An 18,631-nucleotide genomic window follows, 5' to 3' on the forward strand; every position below is an offset into this window, starting at 1 on the left:
GGGAGGTGGCGTGCAGGCGGAGGGCACCGGCGGCGGTGGCGCCGGCGCCGGCGACGAGGACGGCGGCGACCAGGATCCGGGCGGCCGTTCCCGACCAGGGGACCGGGGCGACACCACGGGCGAAGACGGCGGCGTTGGCCACCCCGGCGAAGAGCGCCAGGCAGGCCCCGGCCAGCGCCAGCGCGAAGTCGGCGGCCGGCCGGCGGGCCAGCGCGAAGACCCCGGCGGCGATCGCGCCGAGCCCGGTCAGCAGCGCCCAGACCTGCCCGCCGAGCAGGCCGGTCAGCAGCCCGCCAGGGCCCCGCGCGCCGGCGTCGAGCTCCCGGCCCACGGTGAACGTCACCGCCGCCAGCCCGCCGAGCACCAGCAGCCCGCCGAGCCCGGCCAGCGCCCGCCCGCCCGGGACGGACCCGGCCGGCAGCAGCCCGAGTGCGCCCACGGCGAGCAGCCCGAGCGTGGCGACCACCCACCAGGCGTACGCGTCCGGCGGCGGCACCCAGTCGAGCGTGCCGCGGATCTCCATCGGCTCGGCGCCGGCGCGCAGCGGCACCACCCAGTCCCGCACCCGGTGCTCCCGGTCCGGGGCGGCCCGCACCTGCGGCGGCGGCCCCGACTCGCGCCAGAGCGCCCGCTGGTCGTGCCAGCGCGCCGTGGACGAGCTGTCGACCCGCCGCCACTGCGGCGCGGCCGCCGGGTCCACCTCGGCCGGCAGCCGGGTGTCCCCGGCGATGGTCCGGTTCAGGTACGTCGCGGGCGAGCGTACGTTCTCGTACACCCCGTCGGCGCCGACCCGCAGGTACGGCTCCCCGGAGTAGCCGAGCACCTCGACGTCGCGGTCGCCGGTGTTGGTCAGTTCCAGCCGGGCGCCCGCCTCCACCGCCCGTACGCTCAGCCCCGGCCGGGTCGGGGTGACCTCCGTCACCTCGGTGCGGTAGTCGGTGCCGTCGGGGGCGTCCGCCCCGTGCGCGGCCGCCGGCCCGGCGAGCGCGAGCGTCGCGGTCAGCGCGGCGGTGAGCACCAGACCGGCGCGGGCCAGCAGGTCACGGATCACTGGCCGGCCGCCGCCACCGCCGCCTTGATCCCCTCCGGGCTGCGGTCGGCGACCTCCTCGCCGTCGACCAGGATGGTCGGCGTGCCGGTGATGCCGGCCTTGCTGGCCTCCTCGGTCACGTGCTCGGTCCACGGCTTGAAGGTGCCCTCCCGCAGGCAGGAGGCGAACCCGTCCCGGTCGATGCCGGCGCCCGCCGCGATGTCGACCAGCTCGTCGTCGCTCAGCCCGGCGCCGCCCTCCGGCGGCTGCCGCTCGAACAGCGCCTTGGCGTACTCCCGGTACCGGCCGCTCTCGGCGGCACAGCCGGAGGCCGCCGAGGACCGGGTCGAGTACCCGGTGGTGGAGAAGCGGTTGAGGTAGGCCACCGGGTGGTAGACGACCCGCACCTTGCCCTCGCTGATGAGCTGGTCGATCGTCGGGCCGCTGACCTGCTCGAACTGCTTGCAGGCCGGGCAGAGGAAGTCCTCGTAGACGTCCACGGTGACCGGGCCCGAGCCGGCGACGACGCCGGTGCCGGCCTCGTTCGAGCCGGTCGGCGGGGTGAAGTCGTCGGAGCGCTGGCTGGAGTAGACGCTCCAGCCGATGAGGCCGGCGATCACCAGGACGGCGACGGCCGCCACGGAGACCCAGAGCGTCCGCTTGCGCCGCCGCTCCCGGGCGAGCTGTTCGCGGACCACCCGCGCGGCGCCCTTCTGCCCCTTGCGACTACTCATTCTCGTCCTCCACGGGTGCGTCCCCCGTCAGCCAGCCGTCCACGGAGACGGGCGTGCGGGGCCAGATCAGCAGGAAGCCGGCCAGCGCCAGGAATCCCAGGTCCCGGAGGATCTCCGGGAGGTAGCTCGGTGCCTGTCCCTCGGCGAGCTGGCCGCCGCTGCCGAAGCAGCCGCAGTCGATCGCCAGGCCCCGGCCCCAGGCCGAGGCGATGCCCGCGATGAAGACCACCAGCAGCGCCGCGGAGACCCCGGCGCCCAGTCGGGTGGCCAGTCCGAGGAGCAGGAGTACGCCCAGCGCCAGCTCCACGAAGGGCAGCGCCGCGCCGACCACCGTGGCGACGTCGTACGGCATGACCTGGTACGCGTTGACGGCGCGCCCGGAGGCGGCCAGGTCACCGACCTTGCTGCCGCCGGCGACCAGCCACACGGCGGCCAGGCCCAGCCGGGCGGCGACGCCGAGCCAGGGGCGGACGGCGGGCCAGCGGGCGGCCCGGATGCCTGGTGTGGTCACGCTCATTGGTCGTCGCGTCCGCCGCGGAAGTTCCCGGCCACGGTCCGGCTCATCCGGCGAGGGCGTCGCCGACCGCCTCGACGAGGTCGTTGCGGGCCCGGGCCACCCGGGAGCGGATGGTGCCCACCGGCACTCCCTCCACGGCGGCGGCCTCGGCGTACGACAGGCCGAGCAGTTGGGTGAGCACGAACGCGCCGCGTCGCTCGGCGGGGAGCCGGCGGACCAGGTCGGCGGCGCCGAGCTGGCCGGCGGGGTCGGGGTGCGACCGGGCGGTCCACGCGTCGGCCGCGAGCCGTTCGTCGAGCCGGCGGCGGCGCACGACGGTGCGCAGGTGGTCGGCACAGGCCCGCCGGGCGATGCCGAGCAGCCACGTCCGGGCGCTGGAACGCCCTTCGAAGGCCGGCAGCGCCCGGAACGCCCGCAGGTAGGTCTCCTGCGTCAGGTCGTCGGCGCTGTCCGGGTCGACCAGCGCGGCGGCGAAGCGCCACACCTCGGCCTGGGTGAGCCGGACGAAGGCGGCCTGGGCGACGGGATCCCCGTCGCGGGCGGCCAGCGCCCACCCGGTCGCCGACTCGCGCGCGGCGGGGCCCGCGGCGTCGGTCGGACCGACGGCGGAGGTCTCGCGCGGGGCGGGGATCACGACAGTCCAGGTTACGCGGCCCGGCAGGGCCGGGCAGGGTCCTTCGGCCCTTCCATGGCCTGCGCCACGCCGGGAACTTTTCCGGCACGCCGGACGACTACCCGCTCATGACATGCGACGACGTACGCACGGCGCTGTCGGCGCGGCTGGACGGCGAGGACCCGCAGGCGGCGCCGGAGGTGCTGGACGCGCACACGGAGCGTTGCCCCGGCTGCCGCGCCTGGCTGTCCCGCGCCGAGCAGGTGACCCGGCTGGCCCGGGTGCGGGCGGTGGCGGTGCCCGACCTGACGGCCTCGGTGCTGGCGGCGGTGGCCGCCGACCCGGTCGCGGCACGGGGCGCGCCGGCGGCGGCCCGGCGGGCCCGCCGCCAGGTGCTGCGGGTGGCCGTCGCGGTCGCCGCCGTCGCCCAGTTGTCGATCGCGCTGCCGGTGCTGCTGGCCGGGCTGGGCGTGACCGTCGACCCGCACACCAGCCGCGAGATGGCCTCCTTCGACGTGGCCCTGGCGGTCGGCTTCGCGCTGGCCGCGTGGCGGCCGGAGCGGGCCCGCGCGTTCGTGCCGGTGGCGCTGGTGCTGGCGGTCTGCCTGGCCGGTACCAGCGCGGTCGACATCGCCAACTCGACCACCGCCCTGGTGCACGAGGTCGGCCACCTGGCCGCCGTGGTGCAGGCGGGGCTGTTGTGGGCGCTGGGGCGGGTCAGCGGCGAGCCGGACCGCCGGGTGGCGACCGCACTACGGGCCCGGCATGGCTGACCGCGCGCCGGCCCGGCGGCGGTGCGGCCCGGTCGTGTCCCGCGTCGCGCCGGGCGGGCGGCTTCCGATCGCGCCTCGGGTCGCGCCGGGCGGGCATCTCCCGGTCGTGTCCCGCGTCGCGCCGGGCGGGCGGCTCCGGGGACCCTCGGCCGCCCCCGGCCCGGCCGGGGCCGGGTGGGTTCCGGCCGGGCCCGGCATCGACGCAGTCGCGCCCGAGGGGTCGGGTCCGAGAGCATGGCCGGCATGAGTGTCGCCATCCGTCGCTGGTTCGCCCGGCTGACCGTCGCCGCCGGCCTGCTGGTCACCGTCGTCGCCCTGCTGATCGCCCCCGCCGGTCCCGCCAGCGCCCACGCGGTGCTGGTGAGCAGCAGCCCGGTCGCCTCGGCCGTCGTGCCGAACGGGCCCGCCGAGGTGGTGCTGACCTTCAGCGAGTCCGTCCGGAAGGTGCCGGGCAAGATCCGCGTCATCGCGCCCGACGGCTCCCGCGCGGACCGGGGCGAGCCGACCTTCTCCGGCGGCGTGGTCACGGTCCCGGTCGACTCGGCCGGCGGGCGCGGCACCTACCTGGTCAGCTACCGGGTGATCTCCGCCGACAGCCACCCGGTCTCCGGCGCGTTCACCTACTCCGTCGGCGCGCCCTCGACGCCCCCCGTGGACACCGGGGAGGACGACAGCCGGGCCGACCCGGTCGTCGGCAACGCGGTCAAGGTGGCCAAGTACGTCGGCTATGCCGGCCTGCTGCTGCTCGTCGGCCCGGCGATGGTCCTCGCCGCGCTGTGGCCCCGGCGGCTGCCCCGGCGGGGCCCGGCGCGACTGGCCTGGGCGGGGCTCGGGCTGGTGGCGCTCTCCACCGTGGCGAACCTGCTGCTCCAGGTCCCCTACACCGCTGGCGGAGGCGTGTTCGACGTCACCGGCGAAGGGCTGAGCGCCGTGCTGGGCAGCACCTTCGGCGCCGCGCACCTGGTCCGGCTGGGCCTGCTGGCGGCGGCGGCGTTCCTGCTGCGGCCGCTGCTGGCCGGGCCGGCCGGCCGCGCCGACCTGGTGATCCTGGGCATCCTCGGGGTGGCGGCCCTGTTGACCTGGCCGCTGGCCGGGCATCCGGCGGCCTCGCCCGCCCCGGCGGTCTCCGTTCTCGTCGACGCGGTCCACCTGGGCAGCATGGCGGTCTGGCTGGGCGGGCTCGTGATGCTCGCCGGCTTCCTGCTGCGCCGGGCCGACGATCGGGAACTGGACGCGATCCTGCCGATCTGGTCGCGCTGGGCGGCACTGGCCGTCTCGGCGCTGCTGCTCGCCGGCACCGTCCAGGCGCTGATCGAGGTGGCCACGCCGAGCGCGCTGGTCGACACCACGTACGGGCGGTTGCTGCTCGGCAAGATCGGGCTGTTCGTGCTGGTGATCGCGGTGGCCGCGTACTCCCGGCAGTTGGTGCGCCGGCGTACGGCGGCGGGCCGGCCGACGTCGATGCGGCGGGCGGTCGGGGCGGAACTGGCGATCACGGCCGTGGTGCTCGGCCTGTCCGCCATCCTGGTGCAGACCACCCCGGCCCGCACCGCCGGCTCCGACGTGGCCGGCGGGTCCCCCGGCTACTTCTCGACGACGCTGTCCAGCCCGAACTACTCGCTCCAGGTCGAGCTGGACCCGGCCGAGCGGGGCAACAACACCGTGCACTTCTACGCGTACTCGAAGGACAACCGGCCGCAGCCGGTGGTGGAGTGGCGCGCCACGGTCGCCCTGCCGTCGGCCGGGATCGAACCGATCCAGGTCCCGCTGCTGCCGCTGACCGACAACCACGCCACCGGCGAGATCAACCTGCCGGCGGCGGGGGAGTGGCAGTTGCGTGTCACCGTCCGCACGTCCGACATCGACCAGGCCACGGTGACCGCCACCGTGCCCATCAGGTAACAGGAAGGCTCCCACGCAGATGATCCGTCACCGGCGTACCGCAACCGCTGCTGCCGCGCTGGCGCTCGGCGCCGTCGCCACCGCCGTCCTCGGCTTCGCGGCGCCCGCCTCGGCCCACGTCACGATCAATCCGAAGGAGGCAACCCAGGGCGGCTACGGCCGGTTCGCCTTCCGGGTGCCGAACGAGAGTGACACGGCCGCCACGACGAAGGTGGAGGTCGTGCTGCCGGAGAACGCGCCGGTGGGCTCGGTGTCGACCATGCCGGTGCCGGGCTGGACGGTCGCGGTGGAGAAGCGCAAGGTCGATCCGCCGGTCGAGGTGCACGGCAGCCAGCTCACGGAGGTCGTCGCCAAACTGACCTGGACCGCGACCGGGGACGCGGCGGTCAAGCCCGGCCAGTTCCAGGAGTTCCCGGTGTCGATGGGGCCGCTGCCGCAGGTCGACACGATGGTCTTCAAGACGTTGCAGACGTACTCCGACGGCAACGTGCAGCGCTGGATCGAGGAGCCGACCCCCGGCGGCGAGGAGCCGGAGAGCCCGGCCCCGGTGCTCACCCTCACCGCGGCCTCGCCGTCGGCCGCCCCCACCGGCGGCGTCCCGGCGCAGGCCGACGACGACGATGACGACGCCGAGGGCGACGGCCTGGCCATCGGCCTCGGCATCGCCGGCCTGGTCGCCGGGGCGGGGGGCCTGCTGCTCGGCGGGCTCGCGTTCGCGCGGACCCGGCGGGAGCCCACGCCGAAGGCGTGACCCGTCGCTTCGTCCACCGGCCCGTCGGCGTACCCGGCGGGCCGGTTGCTTTCCGGGCCCGTGCCGTGGATATCCGCTGATCAGCCCTCCCTCGTCGGTAAGGTCGGCCGGGTATCCGGCTACGGAGGGGGACGAGGCGAATGCGGTTCGTGCGGGTGCTCGGCGGGGTGCTGCTGCTGACCATCGGGATCCCGGCGCTGCTCGCCGGCGGAGCGCTCGGGATGCTCACCCGGCACGCCGACCCCGCGGGCGCGTTCAGCGCCCGGTTCGAGACGGTGCACACCCCCGGGCACGCGGTGGTCGTCCGGGACCTCGACCGGCTGCTGCGTGCGGAGGCACCGTTCACCAGGGCCGGGCAGGCCCGGCTCCGGCTGGAGGCCCGCACGGCCGACGGTCCCGCCTTCGTCGGGCTGGCTCCCGCCGACGAGGTGCGGCGCTGGCTCGACCCGGTGCCGCACGCCGAGGTCCACCGGGTGGCCCTGGCCCGGGGTCCGCTGCCGGTCCGGCTGGGGCCCGCCGCGCGGTCCGCCGCGACCGCGCCGGCCGGCACGCCGATCGGCCAGCCCTTCTGGGTACGCGAGGGGATCGGCGCGCTGGAGTGGTCCCCGCAGGAGTTGGCCGACCGGCGGCTGAGCCTGGTGGTGATGCGTCCCGACGGGCGCGCGGACCTGACCCTGGAACTGCGCGCGGAACTGCGCGCCGGGTGGACCGCCCCGGCGACGGCGGGCCTGCTGGCCGGCGGGGTGCTGGCGGTGGCGCTCGCCGTGCTGCTCCTGCTGCGCCCGGTCCGCCCGCGCGAGGTGGTCTTCGTGGTCGAACCGGACCAGGTGCCGGTGCTGGCCGGGCGGCTCGGCGTGACCTCGCTCAGCGGGCTGGGCGCCCAGCCGACCCGGGACAGCGACCGGTCCCCGGCCGTCGAGCGCCAGCTCGCCTCGGTCGGCGCCGGTCCCGGCGGATCCCGGCCCGCGATCGGGCCGGTGCCCGCACGCCGACCGGCGACGCTCGCCGACCTCGCCGGCGACCCGGCGGTCCGGCCGCCCGAGGTGACCCTCAGTCTCGCCTGGCCGCCGGCCGCCGCCGAGGAGACGGCCCAGCCGGTCCCGACCGAGGGTCAGCTTCGTCCCGCCGCCCCGGAGCCCCCGCACGCCGGGCCGGAGTCCCCGCACGCCGGGCCGGAGTCCCCGCACGCCGGCCCCCCGGACGCCCCACGCTGACCTGCGTCGGGCTCCTCGACGCGGCACGCCGGCCGCACCGGATGGCACGGGCGGACCACACCGACCGGGCTCGCCACGCGCACCCCGCTGACCGCCCCGGAACTCCGCACGCGCACCACGCCCACCCCGTCCGGGCTCCGCACGCGCACCACCCACCGCGCCGGGGACCCGCACGCGCACCACGCCGACCGCCCCGGAGGGAGGCCGGACGGCGAGCGGCCCTCCGCGCTGCCGACGCGGAGGGCCGCCTTCACCGGGGGATCGGTGCTACCCGAGAGACGTCTGAGGTAGTTGCGACCAGATTAGCGGTGAAGAGGGCTACTCGGGAAGACTGTCCATTTGGTGCGACTTCCCGGCCCTGCGCCCGACCGGCAGCGCCACCAGCAGCACCAGGCTCAGCAGCACGTACGTGTTGCGCACCAGGAACTCGCCCGGCGAGTCGGTGCGCACCGGGGCGATCCCCCAGTCGTAGAACGTCACCACGCCGTACACGATCAGGGCCGTCGTGCCGACGGCGAGCGCCGCCAGCGCCCTCCGGCGGCGGGCGCCCTCGGCGGGGTCGGCGCTCAGCGCCGCGTCCGCCAGCACCACCACGGCGGGGATGAACCAGTAGATGTGGTGGGTCCAGGTGATGGGGCTGACCAGCGCGCCGACCAGCCCGGTGAGGGCGAGGCCGGTGAGCGCGTCCCCCGCCCGGGCGGCCCGTGCCGCCCGCCACAGCCCGTACCCGGCGACGACCGCGACCACCAGCAGCCAGAGCAGCCGGTCCGGCTTCTCCGGCGCGGTGATGCGGCTGAGCAGCCCGAACAGCGACTGGTTGCCGGTGTAGTCCGTGCGGCCGACCCGGTCGGTCGCCCACAGCTCGTGGGTCCAGAACCGCCACGAGTCCCGGGGCGCGACCGCCGCGGCGAGCAGGGTCGCGGCGGCGGCAGTCGCGCTCGCCACCGCCGCCGCCCGCCACCGCCGGGTGGCCAGCAGATAGACGATGAAGATGCCCGGGAAGAGCTTGAGCGCCGTCGCCAGCCCCACGCCGACGCCGGCCCAGCGACCCGCCCGGGGTACGGCGAAGAGCAGGTCGGCCAGGATCAGCACGACCAGCAGCATGTTGATCTGACCGAAGGTGATCGTCTCGCGGGTGCTCTCCACCGCCAGCACGAGCAGGACCGCCACCGTGAGGGTGAACACACGGGGCAGGCCGTGCCGGGCGATCACCGGCGCCAGCAGCCAGCGGGTGGTGACCACCACCGCGAGCCCGGTCAGGACCGTGAAGATCGTCACGGTGGCGCCCAGCGGCAGCAGCGCGAACGGCCGCAACAGCAGCGCGCTGAACGGGGGGTACGTGAAGTAGAGCTCGCCCTGGACTCGGTCGGGCTGCACGTAGTCGTAGAGCGGGTTGCCGGCCGCCCACCAGTCCATCGCCCGCATGTAGATCTTCAGGTCGAAGAAGTCGTGCACCAGGCCGGGCAGGTAGAGCGCCGGCAGCACGGCGGCCAGCGCCAGCACGGCGACGAGCCGACGGACCGTACGGCCGCCGGGGTCGTCGTCGGTGACGGCGGGCGGTGCGGCGGGTTCGGCTGGCACGGGGAAACCCTAGCGGGCGGGCTGCGGCACGGTGCGCGGGCGCGCGGCCGGGGGAGCTGCGCGTAGGCTGGGCCGGTGGCTGATCTTCTCGTCTGGATCGACTGTGAGATGACCGGGTTGGACCTCGGCAGGGACAAGCTGATCGAGGTTGCCGCGCTCGTCACCGATCCCGATCTCAACGTGCTCGGGGAGGGCGTCGACGTGGTGATCCACGCCGACGAGGAGGCGCTGGAGGCGATGCCGGAGATCGTCCGGACGATGCACGGCAAGTCGGGGCTGACCGAGGAGGTGCGGCGCTCGACGGTGACCCTGGCCGAGGCCGAGGACATGGTCCTCGACTACGTCGCCAGCCACGTCAAGGACCCGCGCACCGCGCCGCTCTGCGGCAACTCGATCGCCACCGACCGCGGCTTCATCACCCGGGACATGCCGCGCCTCGACGCGCACCTGCACTACCGGATGATCGACGTCTCCTCGATCAAGGAGCTGTGCCGCCGCTGGTACCCACGGGTGTACTTCGGGCAGCCGCAGAAGGGGCTCGCGCACCGGGCCCTGGCCGACATCCGGGAGAGCATCCGGGAGCTGGAGTACTACCGGCGGACCGTCTTCGTGCCGCTGCCCGGCCCCGACGTGGAGACCGCCAAGGCGATCGCCGCCCAGCTCTGAGCCGTCCCGGCGAACCCGCTGGACGCGGCGGGCCGGGGTAGGGCTATTATTGGTCCGCACCCCGCCCGGGGCGATCGACCGGGCGAGGAAGGCATGGTGGCTGTAGCTCAGTTGGCAGAGCACCGGGTTGTGGTCCCGGTTGTCGTGGGTTCAATTCCCATCAGTCACCCGGTTGACGAAGGCCCCCTCCTCGCGGAGGGGGCCTTCGTCGTATCCGGGGCTCAGGCCGTCGGCGTGGGCTCGGGCTCGTCGCTCGCGTCCGGGGTCGCCTCGGCCGGCGGCTCGTACGGCAGGGCGCTGCCCTTGACGTACTCGTCCCAGCTCATGTTCCAGTCGGTCCAGCCGTTGCCGTTCTGGAGCTTGCGCTCGGTGCCCTTGACGGTGATCGGGTCGCCGACCCGGGTGTTGGCGAACAGCCACGCGCCGTTGGCCATCGAGACGTTCACGCAGCCGTGGGAGACGTTTACGCTGCCCTGCTGCCCCTCCGACCAGGGCGCGGCGTGGATGAACTCGCCGCCCCAGGTCAGCCGCTGGGCGTAGTCGATTTTGGTGCGGTAGCCCTCCTCGGGGCCCAACTCCTCGAAGGTGTCGAAGACCGTCTTGCGCAGCTTCTCGATCACCACCATCGTGCCGCTGGAGGACGGGGTGCTCTTCTTGCCGAGGCTGACCGGGATGGTCTTGATCACCGACCCGTTCTTCGTGACGGTCATCCGCTTGGTCCTGTTGTCCACGGTCATGATCACCGCAGGGCCGACCTTGATGTCGACGGTGAGGTCCGCCCGGCCGTACCAGCCGTCGCCCAGCGGCAGGCCGCCCGCCTGGACACGGTAGGAGACCTTGCTGTCGGCCTGCCAGAACTCCTTGGGGCGGTAGCGGATCTCCGTGGGGCTGACCCAGTGCCAGATGCCCTCCTGGGCCGGCGTGGAGGTGACCGTCATCCGGCTCTGGACGTCGTCGCGGTAGTCCTCGGGGATGGCCCGGCTGAACTTGACGATCAGCGGCATGCCGACGCCGACCACCTGGTCGTCGCCGAGGAAGCTGCTGATCCGGACCTGCTTGCCCGGCTTGGCCATGGTGGTGAAGGTGCTGGTCGCCGTGGCGGGCCGCCCGTCGTCACCGGTCGCGGTCACGGTGGCGGTGTAGGTCTCGCCGTACTCCAGCGCGCCGGCGGGGAGCCAGCTCGCGCCGTCGGCGCCGAGCTTGCCCTCGACGGCCTCGCCGGACGAGTCCTTGAGCTCGACGGTGGTCTGCTGGGCGTCTTTCGTGGTGAAGGTGATGCCGGTCGAGGCGGGCACGTCCTTCGCGTCGGCCTTGGGCTCGACGATGGTGGCCGCGGCCTTCGGCGCGGCGGGCTGGCCGCCGCCGTTCTGCCAGCCGGACGGCTTGTCCCCGCCGCCGTCGGTGCAGGCGGCGGTCAGGGCGAGTGTCGCGGCGAGCACCGCCGCCGCGAACCCGCGGCGTCGCGCACCCCGCCGGTCGTCCCCGGGCCGGATCAGCTGGTCCTGGACAGCTCGCATGATTCCCTCACAGTCGTGGTCCCCGATTGCCCATCGTCCCTCACTGACGCACCCGGACTGATACCCGTTCCTGAAGGTGAACCGAAACACGCCGGGCAACCTGTCCGGATGTTGATAAAATCTTCGGCTTCGCGAAATGGATTCGTCTTCACCGGGCGGCCGGCGCGGAGGACGCGGCGGGCGTCGACCGTGGGCCCGGCGGATGCGGAGCCGGGCTCCCTCGCCGCCTCCCGGCGATCGACCCCGAGTGGTCGGGCCGGAAAGGCGGCGACCGGCCCGCGAGAGCGGACCGGTCGCCGGGTCGTCGGGTCGGGGTGGCTGTCAGAACGCCGGCCCCGCGCCGCCCTCGGGCACCGGCAGGGCACTGCCCTTGACGAACTCCGACCAGCTCAGGCTCCACGCCGTCCAGCCGTTGCCGGGCGCCAACCTGCGCTCGGTGCCCTTGATGGTGATCGGGTCGCCGACCTTCGTCTTCTCGAACAGCCACCTGGCGTTCGTCGTGGAGACGTTGACGCAGCCGTGCGAGACGTTCTGCCGGCCCTGCACGTGCTCCGACCAGGGCGCGGCGTGGATGTACTCGCCGCCCCAGGTGAGCCGCTGGGCGAAGTCGATCTCGGTGACGTAGCGGTTCGCCGGATCCGGGTCGTCCCGGGTGTCGAAGACGGTGGACTCCTTCTTCTCCATAACCACCATCGTGCCGCTGGAGGAGGGCGTCTTCTTCTTGCCGAGGCTCACCGGCAGGGTGCGGACGACCTGGCCGTCCTCGTACACCGTCATCTTCTTGGTGGCGTTGTCGACCTTCATCTCGAACGCCCGGCCGATCTTCGCGGTGGCCGTCCGGTCGACGTTGCCGTACCGGCCGTTGCTCAGCGGGATGCCGGCCAGCGCGATCCGGACGGTGAGCGTGGTGCCGGGCTTCCAGTACTCCGGCGCGCGGTAGTAGGCCTGGGTGCCGTTGTCGACCCAGTGCCAGGCACCCGGCTGCGGCGGGTCGGTGTGCACGAACATGCGCTTCTGCACCGCGGCCCGGTCCTTCTTCGGGATGCCCGGGTGGAACTCGGTGACCACCGGCATCGCCACGCCGTAGGTCTTGTCGTCGAAGAGGTACAGCCCCGAGCTGATCAAGGACTTGGGCTTCGCCATCGTCGTGAAGGTGCTGGTGCCCTGACTCGTCGCGCCGTCGGCCCCGGTGGCGGTGACGGTGGCCGTGTAGCGGGTGCCGTACTTCAGCGGCTTTGACGGCACCCAGGAGGAGCCGTCGGCGCGCAGACGCCCCTCGACCTGCTTGCCGTCCGCCGCGGTCAGCGTGACGCTCGACACCTTGCCGCTGTCGGGCAGCTTCGCGCTGATCTCGGAGCTGACCGGCTTGTTCTTCGCCCCGTCGGCCGGGCTCAGCGCCAGCGGCGGACCGCTCGGCGCCACCGGGCTGGCGGGCTCGGCCGCCGCGCTCGTCGTGACGGGAGTGGTGCCGCCGACGAACTCCGCCTTCTTCTGCTCCTCGCCGCAGGCTGTCAGTGCCAGCGACGCCATCAGACCGAGGGCGCCCACCATCGCCCCGGCCCGCGCGAACCTGCCCATCCCCACCTCTGTTCTCGCGTACCTGGCGCACATGGTGCCGCATCGGCCCCGCTCCGCAGACCCCTGTCGTCGTACGCCCGGTGGTTTTGCCCTGGATGCCCGTTAAGCTCGACCGAAGGGGGGAGCCGGGGATCGGATTGGAACCCGGCTCGGAGGGCGTGCTAATGTTCTCCCCGTTGCCAGCGAGCGCCGCTAGCTCAACTGGCAGAGCAGCGGACTCTTAATCCGCGGGTTCGGGGTTCGAGTCCCTGGCGGCGCACCAGCAATCATCTGGGCATTCACCCTTACGGGTGGATGCCCAGATGTCGTTTCCGAGTGATTGACAGCAACGGCGACAGCAACCATGTCACTCGTCAGCGTCATCACCCGCCTCTGCTTCCGGCTCGCTGAGCGCCGCGTCGATGTGGCCCGCCGCCTCCTGCTGCATCGCCGGCATCACGTGCCCGTAGATATTCATGGTCACCGCGATCTGCGAGTGGCCGAGGATGTCCATGACCACCCGTGGCGACACGCCAGCGGCCAGCAGCAGGGTCGCGCACGTGTGCCGCAGGTCATGAAAGCGGATTGGCCGGACACCGGCTCTGACGATCAACCGGGCGAAGGCGGTGTTCAGGTTGCGCGGTTCGACGTGGCGACCGGTGGCGGTAGTAAAGACCAGCCCAGTCTCGTGCCAATTCCCATCGGCGAGGCCGCGCTCATGCTCTTGGACGCTGCGGTGTCGCTTGAGCGCCTGGACCACAACGGCCGGCATCGTCAGAACCCGCCGGGAGCGGCGCGACTTGGGTGGGCCAAACACCACGCCATCGCCGCGAACCCGCTGCAATGTCTGCCACACCCGCAACTGTCCCGCGCTCAGGTCGACATCCGACCACCGCAGCCCAAGGAGTTCACCACGTCGCAGACCAAGAGCCAACGCGACGACGAACAGGGCATGCAGCCGGTGCGTTCGCGCTGCTGCCAGGAATGCGCGGGCTTCGGCCTCAGCCCAGGGGTGGATTTCCTCGCGGTCAGGGGCGGGTGCCTGCACCAGCCGAGCGACGTTGCGGGCAAGCAGCTCCTCGCGCACGGCCTGACTGAGCATTGCCCGCAGCACCGCGTGAACCTGCTGAACCGTTCGCGCCGACACCTTGGGCCGCTCGTCCTCGGGCTGACCCTTCCGGCCGGCCGTACGCGTTGCCGCCGCCTTGGCGAGCATGAGCCGGACATCGGCCGGAGTTAGGGCAGTGAGCCGCCTCTTTCCGATAACCGGCACCACGTAACGCGAGATCAACGACCGATAGCGCACCAGCGTGGTCGGCCGCAGCTTGGGTGAAGCCACATGCTCCATCCAGTAGTCCGCGTAGGAAGCGATAGTCCATCCGGTGGCCTCAGCCGGCAGACCCCGATTGGAACGACTCTTGATCTCAGTGAGCTTGGCATCGACCTCCTCCGCCGACCTGCCATAGACGGGCACCCGCTTGAAGGTGCCATCAGCGGTGAGGACGTAGGCGGCTCCTGCCCACCGGCCATCCTTGCGCTGATAGATGGACCCCTGACCATTGGCCCGCTTCTTGGCGCGGCGACGCCGAGGCTCCTCGGGCTCGGGGACAGGGAAGGCGATGACCGCACCCATCAGGCAGCATCCTCCTCAAGAGAAGCCAGGAAGCTTCGCAGCGCGGTCACCGGAATCAGCCGACGATCTCCAATCTTCACGGAGCGCAGGCGACGCGACCGGATCAGGTTGTAGAGCATCCACTTGCTTATCCGAAGCCGGGCGGCGGCCTCAGGCACGGTCAGAAGCTCGGACGTGTCCATTGATCTCCCTTCCCAGGTTGATAAATCACGCGGCGGCCGGCGCGGTGCCGGCCGGGGTGGTGGCGAGTTCGTGGGCGAGTTCTTCGCGGCCGGTGGTTCGTCGCTCTCTGGCCATGGCGGCGGCACTGTTGGCGAGCAGCGCGTCGCCGGTGGTGTGCCAGCCGACGCCGGCGAAGGTGAGGGTGCCGACGATGAGGGTGGTGTCGTCGTCGTGGTGGTCGACGGGAGGGCCGCTGGCGGCAGGGTGCTCGTGGACCTGGTCCTCGTGCCGGCGGAAGCTGACGCGGCTATCGCGCAGGAGTCGGAACGTCACCGAGTAGCGGCGGCCCTTGGTCAGGAAGTGGCCGCCGAAGCCGAGCATGTGCGCCCACCGGCGCAGCCGGGCGTACGGGTTGGTGTTGGCCGGTTTCGTCGATTCGGTGTCAAGGCTGGCTTGACGCTCGGCGACGCAGACGGGGCAGGCGGCGTAGCGGGTGTGGGTGCCGCAGTCGGGGCACTCCCAGCGGTCGACGAAGCCAGGCCGGGGCCGAGGGTCGCGGGGCCGCTCGGACAGCGGCACAGGGGTGCCGGTGGGTCGGCCGATGCGCCAGCAGGCGTCGATGAGACGGGCGGTGTGGTCGCCGTCGGGGTCGGCGTAGTCCCCGATCGATTCGGCGTCGAGGCGGGTGGAGGTGTGCCCGGTGGCCTCGGTGCTCTTGGTGGCGTACTTGGCAAGGTAGCCGGCGACCAGGCCGTCGGTGACCTCACCCTCACCGGTGGTGCTGATCGGCCGCAGGTCGACCTGCTCGCCCCAGGCGATCGGCCAGCCATCGGGCCGGTCAGGGTGTGCCGGCGTGTGGAAGGCGATCTGTGCGGCGGCGTGCTGGAGCGCGTCGACGAGGTCGGCGACGGTGAACCCGGCTGGCGGGGGAACGATCGCGTCGGGGTCGGCCGGCTCGACGCCGTCGAGGCGGGCGATGGCGTGGAAGTGGACCGCTCCCCGTGCCTGGAGTTCGGCGACCTTCCCGGGCGACAGCCGGACCGGCGGGACCTTGCGGATATTGCCGGAGGCGGTGACGACCTCGACGCGAGGGATGCCGCGGCGACGGGCGAGCTTGGCGAGGTGACGTTGCGCGGCTTGCTTGGTGCGGTGCCACAGCTCCCCGGAGAAGAGGTTCCACACGACCTGGTGGTCGTGGTCGTAGCAGTCCAGGCACAACGGCCGACCGAGAACGGCATCACCGGACTCGTGGCGCGCCCAGCAGACAGCGGGGCGGCCGTGAGCGCAGACGCCAGCGTCGCGGCGAGCGTGGCACGGTTCGGCGCGGCAGTCGCAGCGGCGGCGGTTGCCGCAGGTGTGCCGCTTGACCACCCGCACGTGGACCGGCCCGAAGGACGGTGCGGTGAACGTGGCGAACACGGCCGGATGCGAGGCGACCGTCTCCGGGACGCCCTTGCCGCCGACGAGGCCAGCGCGCAGGAGCTGGAACGCGTCGCGCTGGTAGGTGTGGGCGCAGGACGGGCAGACGGTAGCGCGGCGGTTGCCGCAGGCGGTGTAGATGGCGGCGTCGGGCATGCCGTCGGTGTGCCGCTGATCCAGGACCCGGCCCGTTGAGGCGTCGACGGTGAGGATCTGCCCGGCGAGGCGGATGGGGCGAGTGCAGCCGGCGGCGGCCCGGACGTGTTCCAGCCAGCCGAAGTAGTCCGGCCGGGTGGCACGTTCGAAGGCGGACCCGGCGGCGGTGTAGCCGTAGACGATGGTGTCGGCGTTCGAGCCCACACCCCGGGCCGAGACACGGGGTGTGAGGTCCAGCGTCGACGCCATCAAGCCGACACCTCAGGGGTGCGGGTGGTGATGGTGCGTTCGGTGACGATGACCCGGCAGGCGCCGCACTGGCGCTTGGCCGGCTCGTGCCGGTGACAGGCAATCTGGGTGGTGGTGTTGCCGCAGCGGATGGTGACCGGTGCGCGGCAGGGTCCGCCGGGGGTGACGTCGACGAGCGTCCGGCGGGTGTCGTACGGGTGCGGCTCAGGGTGAGCCGGGCAGTTGTGCTCGACGTGTTCGATGTCGACGAGGTGGATGGTCATCGGGCACCTCGGGCGATGGCGAGGAGCTGCCCGGCGACGGCCGGGGCGACGTCGAGCCGGTCGGCCAGTTCGTCCGGGGTGATCGGGTGACCGGTGGCCTGTTCGTGCTGCACGGCGGCGAACCGCGCCATCGGCAGCAGGTGGTTGGGGACGTCGACCGGCTCGGGGGCCGGCACGGTGACGGGTTCCGGCTCAACAGCCGGCGTGACGGTCGGCTCAGCGACCGGGGCCGGTTCGGGTGCCGGGGTCGGTTCGGGTGCGGGGGTGATGGCAGCCGGCGGTTCGGTGGTGACCTGTTCGGCCACCTGGACGTGGATCGGCTCGGCCGGCTTGACGGCCGGCATGGTGTCGTCTGACCGAGTAGGGGTCGGGGCGAGGACGAGTTTGACCAGGGCCATGAACGCCAGGGCGGGGACGGCGGACAGGAGCCATCCGGACGGGCCGGGCTTGGCGACCGCGAGTTGTGCGGCGAGGGAGAGGCCGGCGGCGGCGATGAGTAGGAACAGCGGGTAGCCGATCGGGCCTCCGGTGCGGCGGCGTCGGCGGATGGTCAGTAGGGCGGCGATGGGGACGAGTTCGGAGATGACGGCGTTGGCCCAGCCGAACCAAGCCCCGGTTCCGGTCGGAGAGTTGGCGAGGGTCCAGTCTTTGACGTGGGTGAAGGAGGCGGCTCCGGCGAAGCCGGCGACGGTGAGGAGGATGAGGACCAGGACGACACCCTCGACGCGGGTGCCCCGGTTGGTCGTGGTGTTCGCGGGCATCAGTGGCCTCCGTGGCAGTCGAGGCAGCAGCCGTAGCGGCGGGGGATGTAGTAGGGCTGGACCAGCCCGCAGACCCGGCAGGTGCGGCGGGCGCGAAGCGCCTTGGCGATGGCCTCCCGCTGCGCGGGCGTGGCGGTGCGCTTGGGTGCGGCGAGGTCGAGGCGGTAGAGGTAGGCGACGCGCTTGCCGCGTCGCCAGAGGATCTGCGCGACCGGCTCGTGACCGCCGGGCCGGAGGCCGGCGGCGCGGAGTTGCCGACGAGTAGCCAGCCCGGCAGGGGCCGACTGGAAGGGGAAGGTGGGGAACCCGTAGCGGGTGCCGGTCGGGTCGTAGAACTCGACGGCCAGACCGGTAGGAGCGTCGGCGAGGGTGGTCATGACTGGCCTCCCCAGCGCTGCTGGGCGGCCTGCCGGGAGATGCCGAGGCGGGAGCCGATTTCGGCCCAGGAGTAGCCGAAGGTTCGCAGCCCGATCACGGCGTCGGTGATGGCCTGGTCGAGGTCGGCCGAGAGTGCGACGAGGTCGCGGAGGGCTTCGACGTCGCCGGTGGCGACGCGGCGGCCGTGAGCGCGGATGATGCGCCGTGCGAAGGCGGCGAACTCGTCGTTCTCGACGACCTCCCGACGTCGCTGCTGTCGGGGGACAGGCGTCAAGGTCTTCTTGACGGTGTTCATCGGTTCTCGCCTCCCTGCTGGTGGAGGCGGTCCCATTCGTCAGCGGCCGTTTCAAGGGCCGTGATGACCTGCTCGGCGGTGCGGGCCGGGTCGTCGTTCCACGAGTACGGGGAGGTGTGCTCGTCGAGGAGGTGGCCGTCTTCGTCGAGGTGGAAGACCGGTGCGAAGGCGTCGAGGTAGTCGACGAACACCGCGAGGGTGGTGAGGTAGTCGGCGAGGGTGTCGCCGTCGAGCTGGGAGAAGTGTTCGACGCGGTGGCCGGCGCAGGCGATGCCGATGGCCCCGGCGGCGCAGGCCGGCGGGGTCGGGGTGTTGATGGGGGCGTAGTAGGTGCCCTGGTGCCAGCCGTGCCGGCGTAGGTAGAGGGCAGCCATCCGCAGCAGGTCAGCCGGGCTGACCTGTACTGCGGTGGGTGGGTTGTGGGTAGCCTTCATGGCAGCCACGTCCTTTCGGGGCTGTT

At 73.0% G+C, this 18,631-nt stretch carries 20 protein-coding genes and 2 tRNA genes; 7 read left to right on the forward strand and 15 right to left on the reverse strand.

Annotated features, from left to right (window positions below; translation table 11 throughout):
- The 4 genes from ACSNOB_RS16815 to ACSNOB_RS16830 all read right to left on the reverse strand — a co-directional run.
- Window positions 1-1,051 (reverse strand): hypothetical protein (locus tag ACSNOB_RS16815; protein ID WP_436687500.1); only part of this gene is annotated, 1,051 nt, incomplete at its 3' end.
- Window positions 1,048-1,764, reverse strand: a complete 717-nt coding sequence (locus tag ACSNOB_RS16820) for a DsbA family protein (protein WP_436687501.1) — start codon at window positions 1,762-1,764, stop codon at window positions 1,048-1,050. The genes ACSNOB_RS16820 and ACSNOB_RS16815, both read right to left, overlap by 4 nt.
- Window positions 1,757-2,281: a MauE/DoxX family redox-associated membrane protein gene (locus tag ACSNOB_RS16825; protein ID WP_393111622.1), complete on the reverse strand. Its 525-nt coding sequence runs from the start codon at window positions 2,279-2,281 to the stop codon at window positions 1,757-1,759. The genes ACSNOB_RS16820 and ACSNOB_RS16825 overlap by 8 nt, the downstream gene beginning before the upstream one ends.
- Window positions 2,282-2,324: 43 nt before the next feature.
- Window positions 2,325-2,915 (reverse strand): sigma-70 family RNA polymerase sigma factor, encoded by a 591-nt coding sequence (locus tag ACSNOB_RS16830; RefSeq protein ID WP_436687502.1) that lies wholly within the window; start codon window positions 2,913-2,915, stop codon window positions 2,325-2,327.
- 107 nt (window positions 2,916-3,022) lie between these two features.
- Between ACSNOB_RS16830 and ACSNOB_RS16835 the strand changes: the two genes are divergently transcribed.
- The 4 genes from ACSNOB_RS16835 to ACSNOB_RS16850 all read left to right on the forward strand — a co-directional run bounded on the left by ACSNOB_RS16835 (window position 3,023) and on the right by ACSNOB_RS16850 (window position 7,534).
- Window positions 3,023-3,667, forward strand: coding sequence for a zf-HC2 domain-containing protein (locus ACSNOB_RS16835; protein WP_436687503.1), 645 nt, complete (start codon window positions 3,023-3,025; stop codon window positions 3,665-3,667).
- 234 nt (window positions 3,668-3,901) lie between these two features.
- The gene (locus ACSNOB_RS16840) at window positions 3,902-5,569 is read left to right on the forward strand and encodes a copper resistance CopC/CopD family protein (protein WP_436687504.1); all 1,668 of its coding nucleotides are present in this window, start codon (window positions 3,902-3,904) and stop codon (window positions 5,567-5,569) included.
- Window positions 5,570-5,588: 19 nt separating this feature from the next.
- On the forward strand, window positions 5,589-6,320 hold the full coding sequence (locus ACSNOB_RS16845) for a YcnI family copper-binding membrane protein (RefSeq protein ID WP_436687505.1): 732 nt from the start codon (window positions 5,589-5,591) through the stop codon (window positions 6,318-6,320).
- A 140-nt stretch (window positions 6,321-6,460) separates the two neighbouring features.
- Window positions 6,461-7,534 carry a hypothetical protein gene (locus ACSNOB_RS16850; protein WP_436687506.1) on the forward strand — a complete coding sequence of 358 codons (1,074 nt, stop codon included), beginning with the start codon at window positions 6,461-6,463 and terminating at the stop codon, window positions 7,532-7,534.
- 318 nt (window positions 7,535-7,852) lie between these two features.
- Here the strand turns inward: ACSNOB_RS16850 and ACSNOB_RS16855 are convergent, their stop codons facing one another.
- The gene (locus tag ACSNOB_RS16855) at window positions 7,853-9,115 is read right to left on the reverse strand and encodes a glycosyltransferase family 87 protein (protein WP_436687507.1); all 1,263 of its coding nucleotides are present in this window, start codon (window positions 9,113-9,115) and stop codon (window positions 7,853-7,855) included.
- A 75-nt stretch (window positions 9,116-9,190) separates the two neighbouring features.
- Between ACSNOB_RS16855 and orn the strand changes: the two genes are divergently transcribed.
- Together orn and ACSNOB_RS16865 are read left to right on the forward strand one after the other, a co-directional pair.
- A complete protein-coding gene (gene orn, locus ACSNOB_RS16860) occupies window positions 9,191-9,781 on the forward strand; it encodes an oligoribonuclease (protein ID WP_393111608.1) in 591 nt (196 codons plus the stop codon).
- Window positions 9,782-9,877: 96 nt separating this feature from the next.
- Window positions 9,878-9,950, forward strand: a tRNA-His gene (locus ACSNOB_RS16865).
- A 52-nt stretch (window positions 9,951-10,002) separates the two neighbouring features.
- Here ACSNOB_RS16865 and ACSNOB_RS16870 read toward each other — a convergent pair.
- Together ACSNOB_RS16870 and ACSNOB_RS16875 are read right to left on the reverse strand one after the other, a co-directional pair.
- Window positions 10,003-11,298: an Ig-like domain-containing protein gene (locus ACSNOB_RS16870; RefSeq protein ID WP_436687508.1), complete on the reverse strand. Its 1,296-nt coding sequence runs from the start codon at window positions 11,296-11,298 to the stop codon at window positions 10,003-10,005.
- Window positions 11,299-11,619: 321 nt separating this feature from the next.
- A complete protein-coding gene (locus ACSNOB_RS16875) occupies window positions 11,620-12,876 on the reverse strand; it encodes an Ig-like domain-containing protein (protein WP_436687509.1) in 1,257 nt (418 codons plus the stop codon).
- Between the two features lie 186 nt (window positions 12,877-13,062).
- Between ACSNOB_RS16875 and ACSNOB_RS16880 the strand changes: the two genes are divergently transcribed.
- A tRNA-Lys gene (locus ACSNOB_RS16880) sits at window positions 13,063-13,138 on the forward strand.
- An 84-nt stretch (window positions 13,139-13,222) separates the two neighbouring features.
- Here ACSNOB_RS16880 and ACSNOB_RS16885 read toward each other — a convergent pair.
- Genes ACSNOB_RS16885 through ACSNOB_RS16920 form a run of 8 tightly spaced genes read right to left on the reverse strand, consistent with a single transcriptional unit; the run spans window position 13,223 to window position 18,605 of the window.
- Complete coding sequence (locus ACSNOB_RS16885) at window positions 13,223-14,488, reverse strand: tyrosine-type recombinase/integrase (RefSeq protein ID WP_436687510.1); 1,266 nt, start codon at window positions 14,486-14,488, stop codon at window positions 13,223-13,225.
- Entirely contained in the window at window positions 14,488-14,670 is a 183-nt protein-coding gene (locus ACSNOB_RS16890; protein ID WP_436687511.1) for a helix-turn-helix domain-containing protein, read from the reverse strand. The genes ACSNOB_RS16885 and ACSNOB_RS16890 overlap by 1 nt, the downstream gene beginning before the upstream one ends.
- 25 nt (window positions 14,671-14,695) lie before the next feature.
- A complete protein-coding gene (locus ACSNOB_RS16895) occupies window positions 14,696-16,474 on the reverse strand; it encodes a replication initiator (protein ID WP_436687512.1) in 1,779 nt (592 codons plus the stop codon).
- Window positions 16,474-16,737, reverse strand: coding sequence for a hypothetical protein (locus ACSNOB_RS16900; RefSeq protein WP_436687513.1), 264 nt, complete (start codon window positions 16,735-16,737; stop codon window positions 16,474-16,476). Before ACSNOB_RS16900 ends, ACSNOB_RS16895 begins: the two co-directional genes overlap by 1 nt.
- Window positions 16,734-17,498, reverse strand: a complete 765-nt coding sequence (locus ACSNOB_RS16905) for a hypothetical protein (RefSeq protein ID WP_436687514.1) — start codon at window positions 17,496-17,498, stop codon at window positions 16,734-16,736. The genes ACSNOB_RS16900 and ACSNOB_RS16905 overlap by 4 nt, the downstream gene beginning before the upstream one ends.
- Window positions 17,498-17,875, reverse strand: a complete 378-nt coding sequence (locus tag ACSNOB_RS16910; protein WP_436687515.1) for an RRQRL motif-containing zinc-binding protein — start codon at window positions 17,873-17,875, stop codon at window positions 17,498-17,500. Before ACSNOB_RS16910 ends, ACSNOB_RS16905 begins: the two co-directional genes overlap by 1 nt.
- Complete coding sequence (locus ACSNOB_RS16915; protein ID WP_436687516.1) at window positions 17,872-18,171, reverse strand: hypothetical protein; 300 nt, start codon at window positions 18,169-18,171, stop codon at window positions 17,872-17,874. Before ACSNOB_RS16915 ends, ACSNOB_RS16910 begins: the two co-directional genes overlap by 4 nt.
- Window positions 18,168-18,605 carry a DUF6197 family protein gene (locus tag ACSNOB_RS16920; protein WP_436687517.1) on the reverse strand — a complete coding sequence of 146 codons (438 nt, stop codon included), beginning with the start codon at window positions 18,603-18,605 and terminating at the stop codon, window positions 18,168-18,170. The genes ACSNOB_RS16915 and ACSNOB_RS16920 overlap by 4 nt, the downstream gene beginning before the upstream one ends.
- Window positions 18,606-18,631: the final 26 nt, after the last annotated feature.

Origin of the sequence: Micromonospora sp. URMC 106, assembly GCF_051386395.1 — a bacterium.
Lineage (GTDB): Bacteria > Actinomycetota > Actinomycetes > Mycobacteriales > Micromonosporaceae > Micromonospora.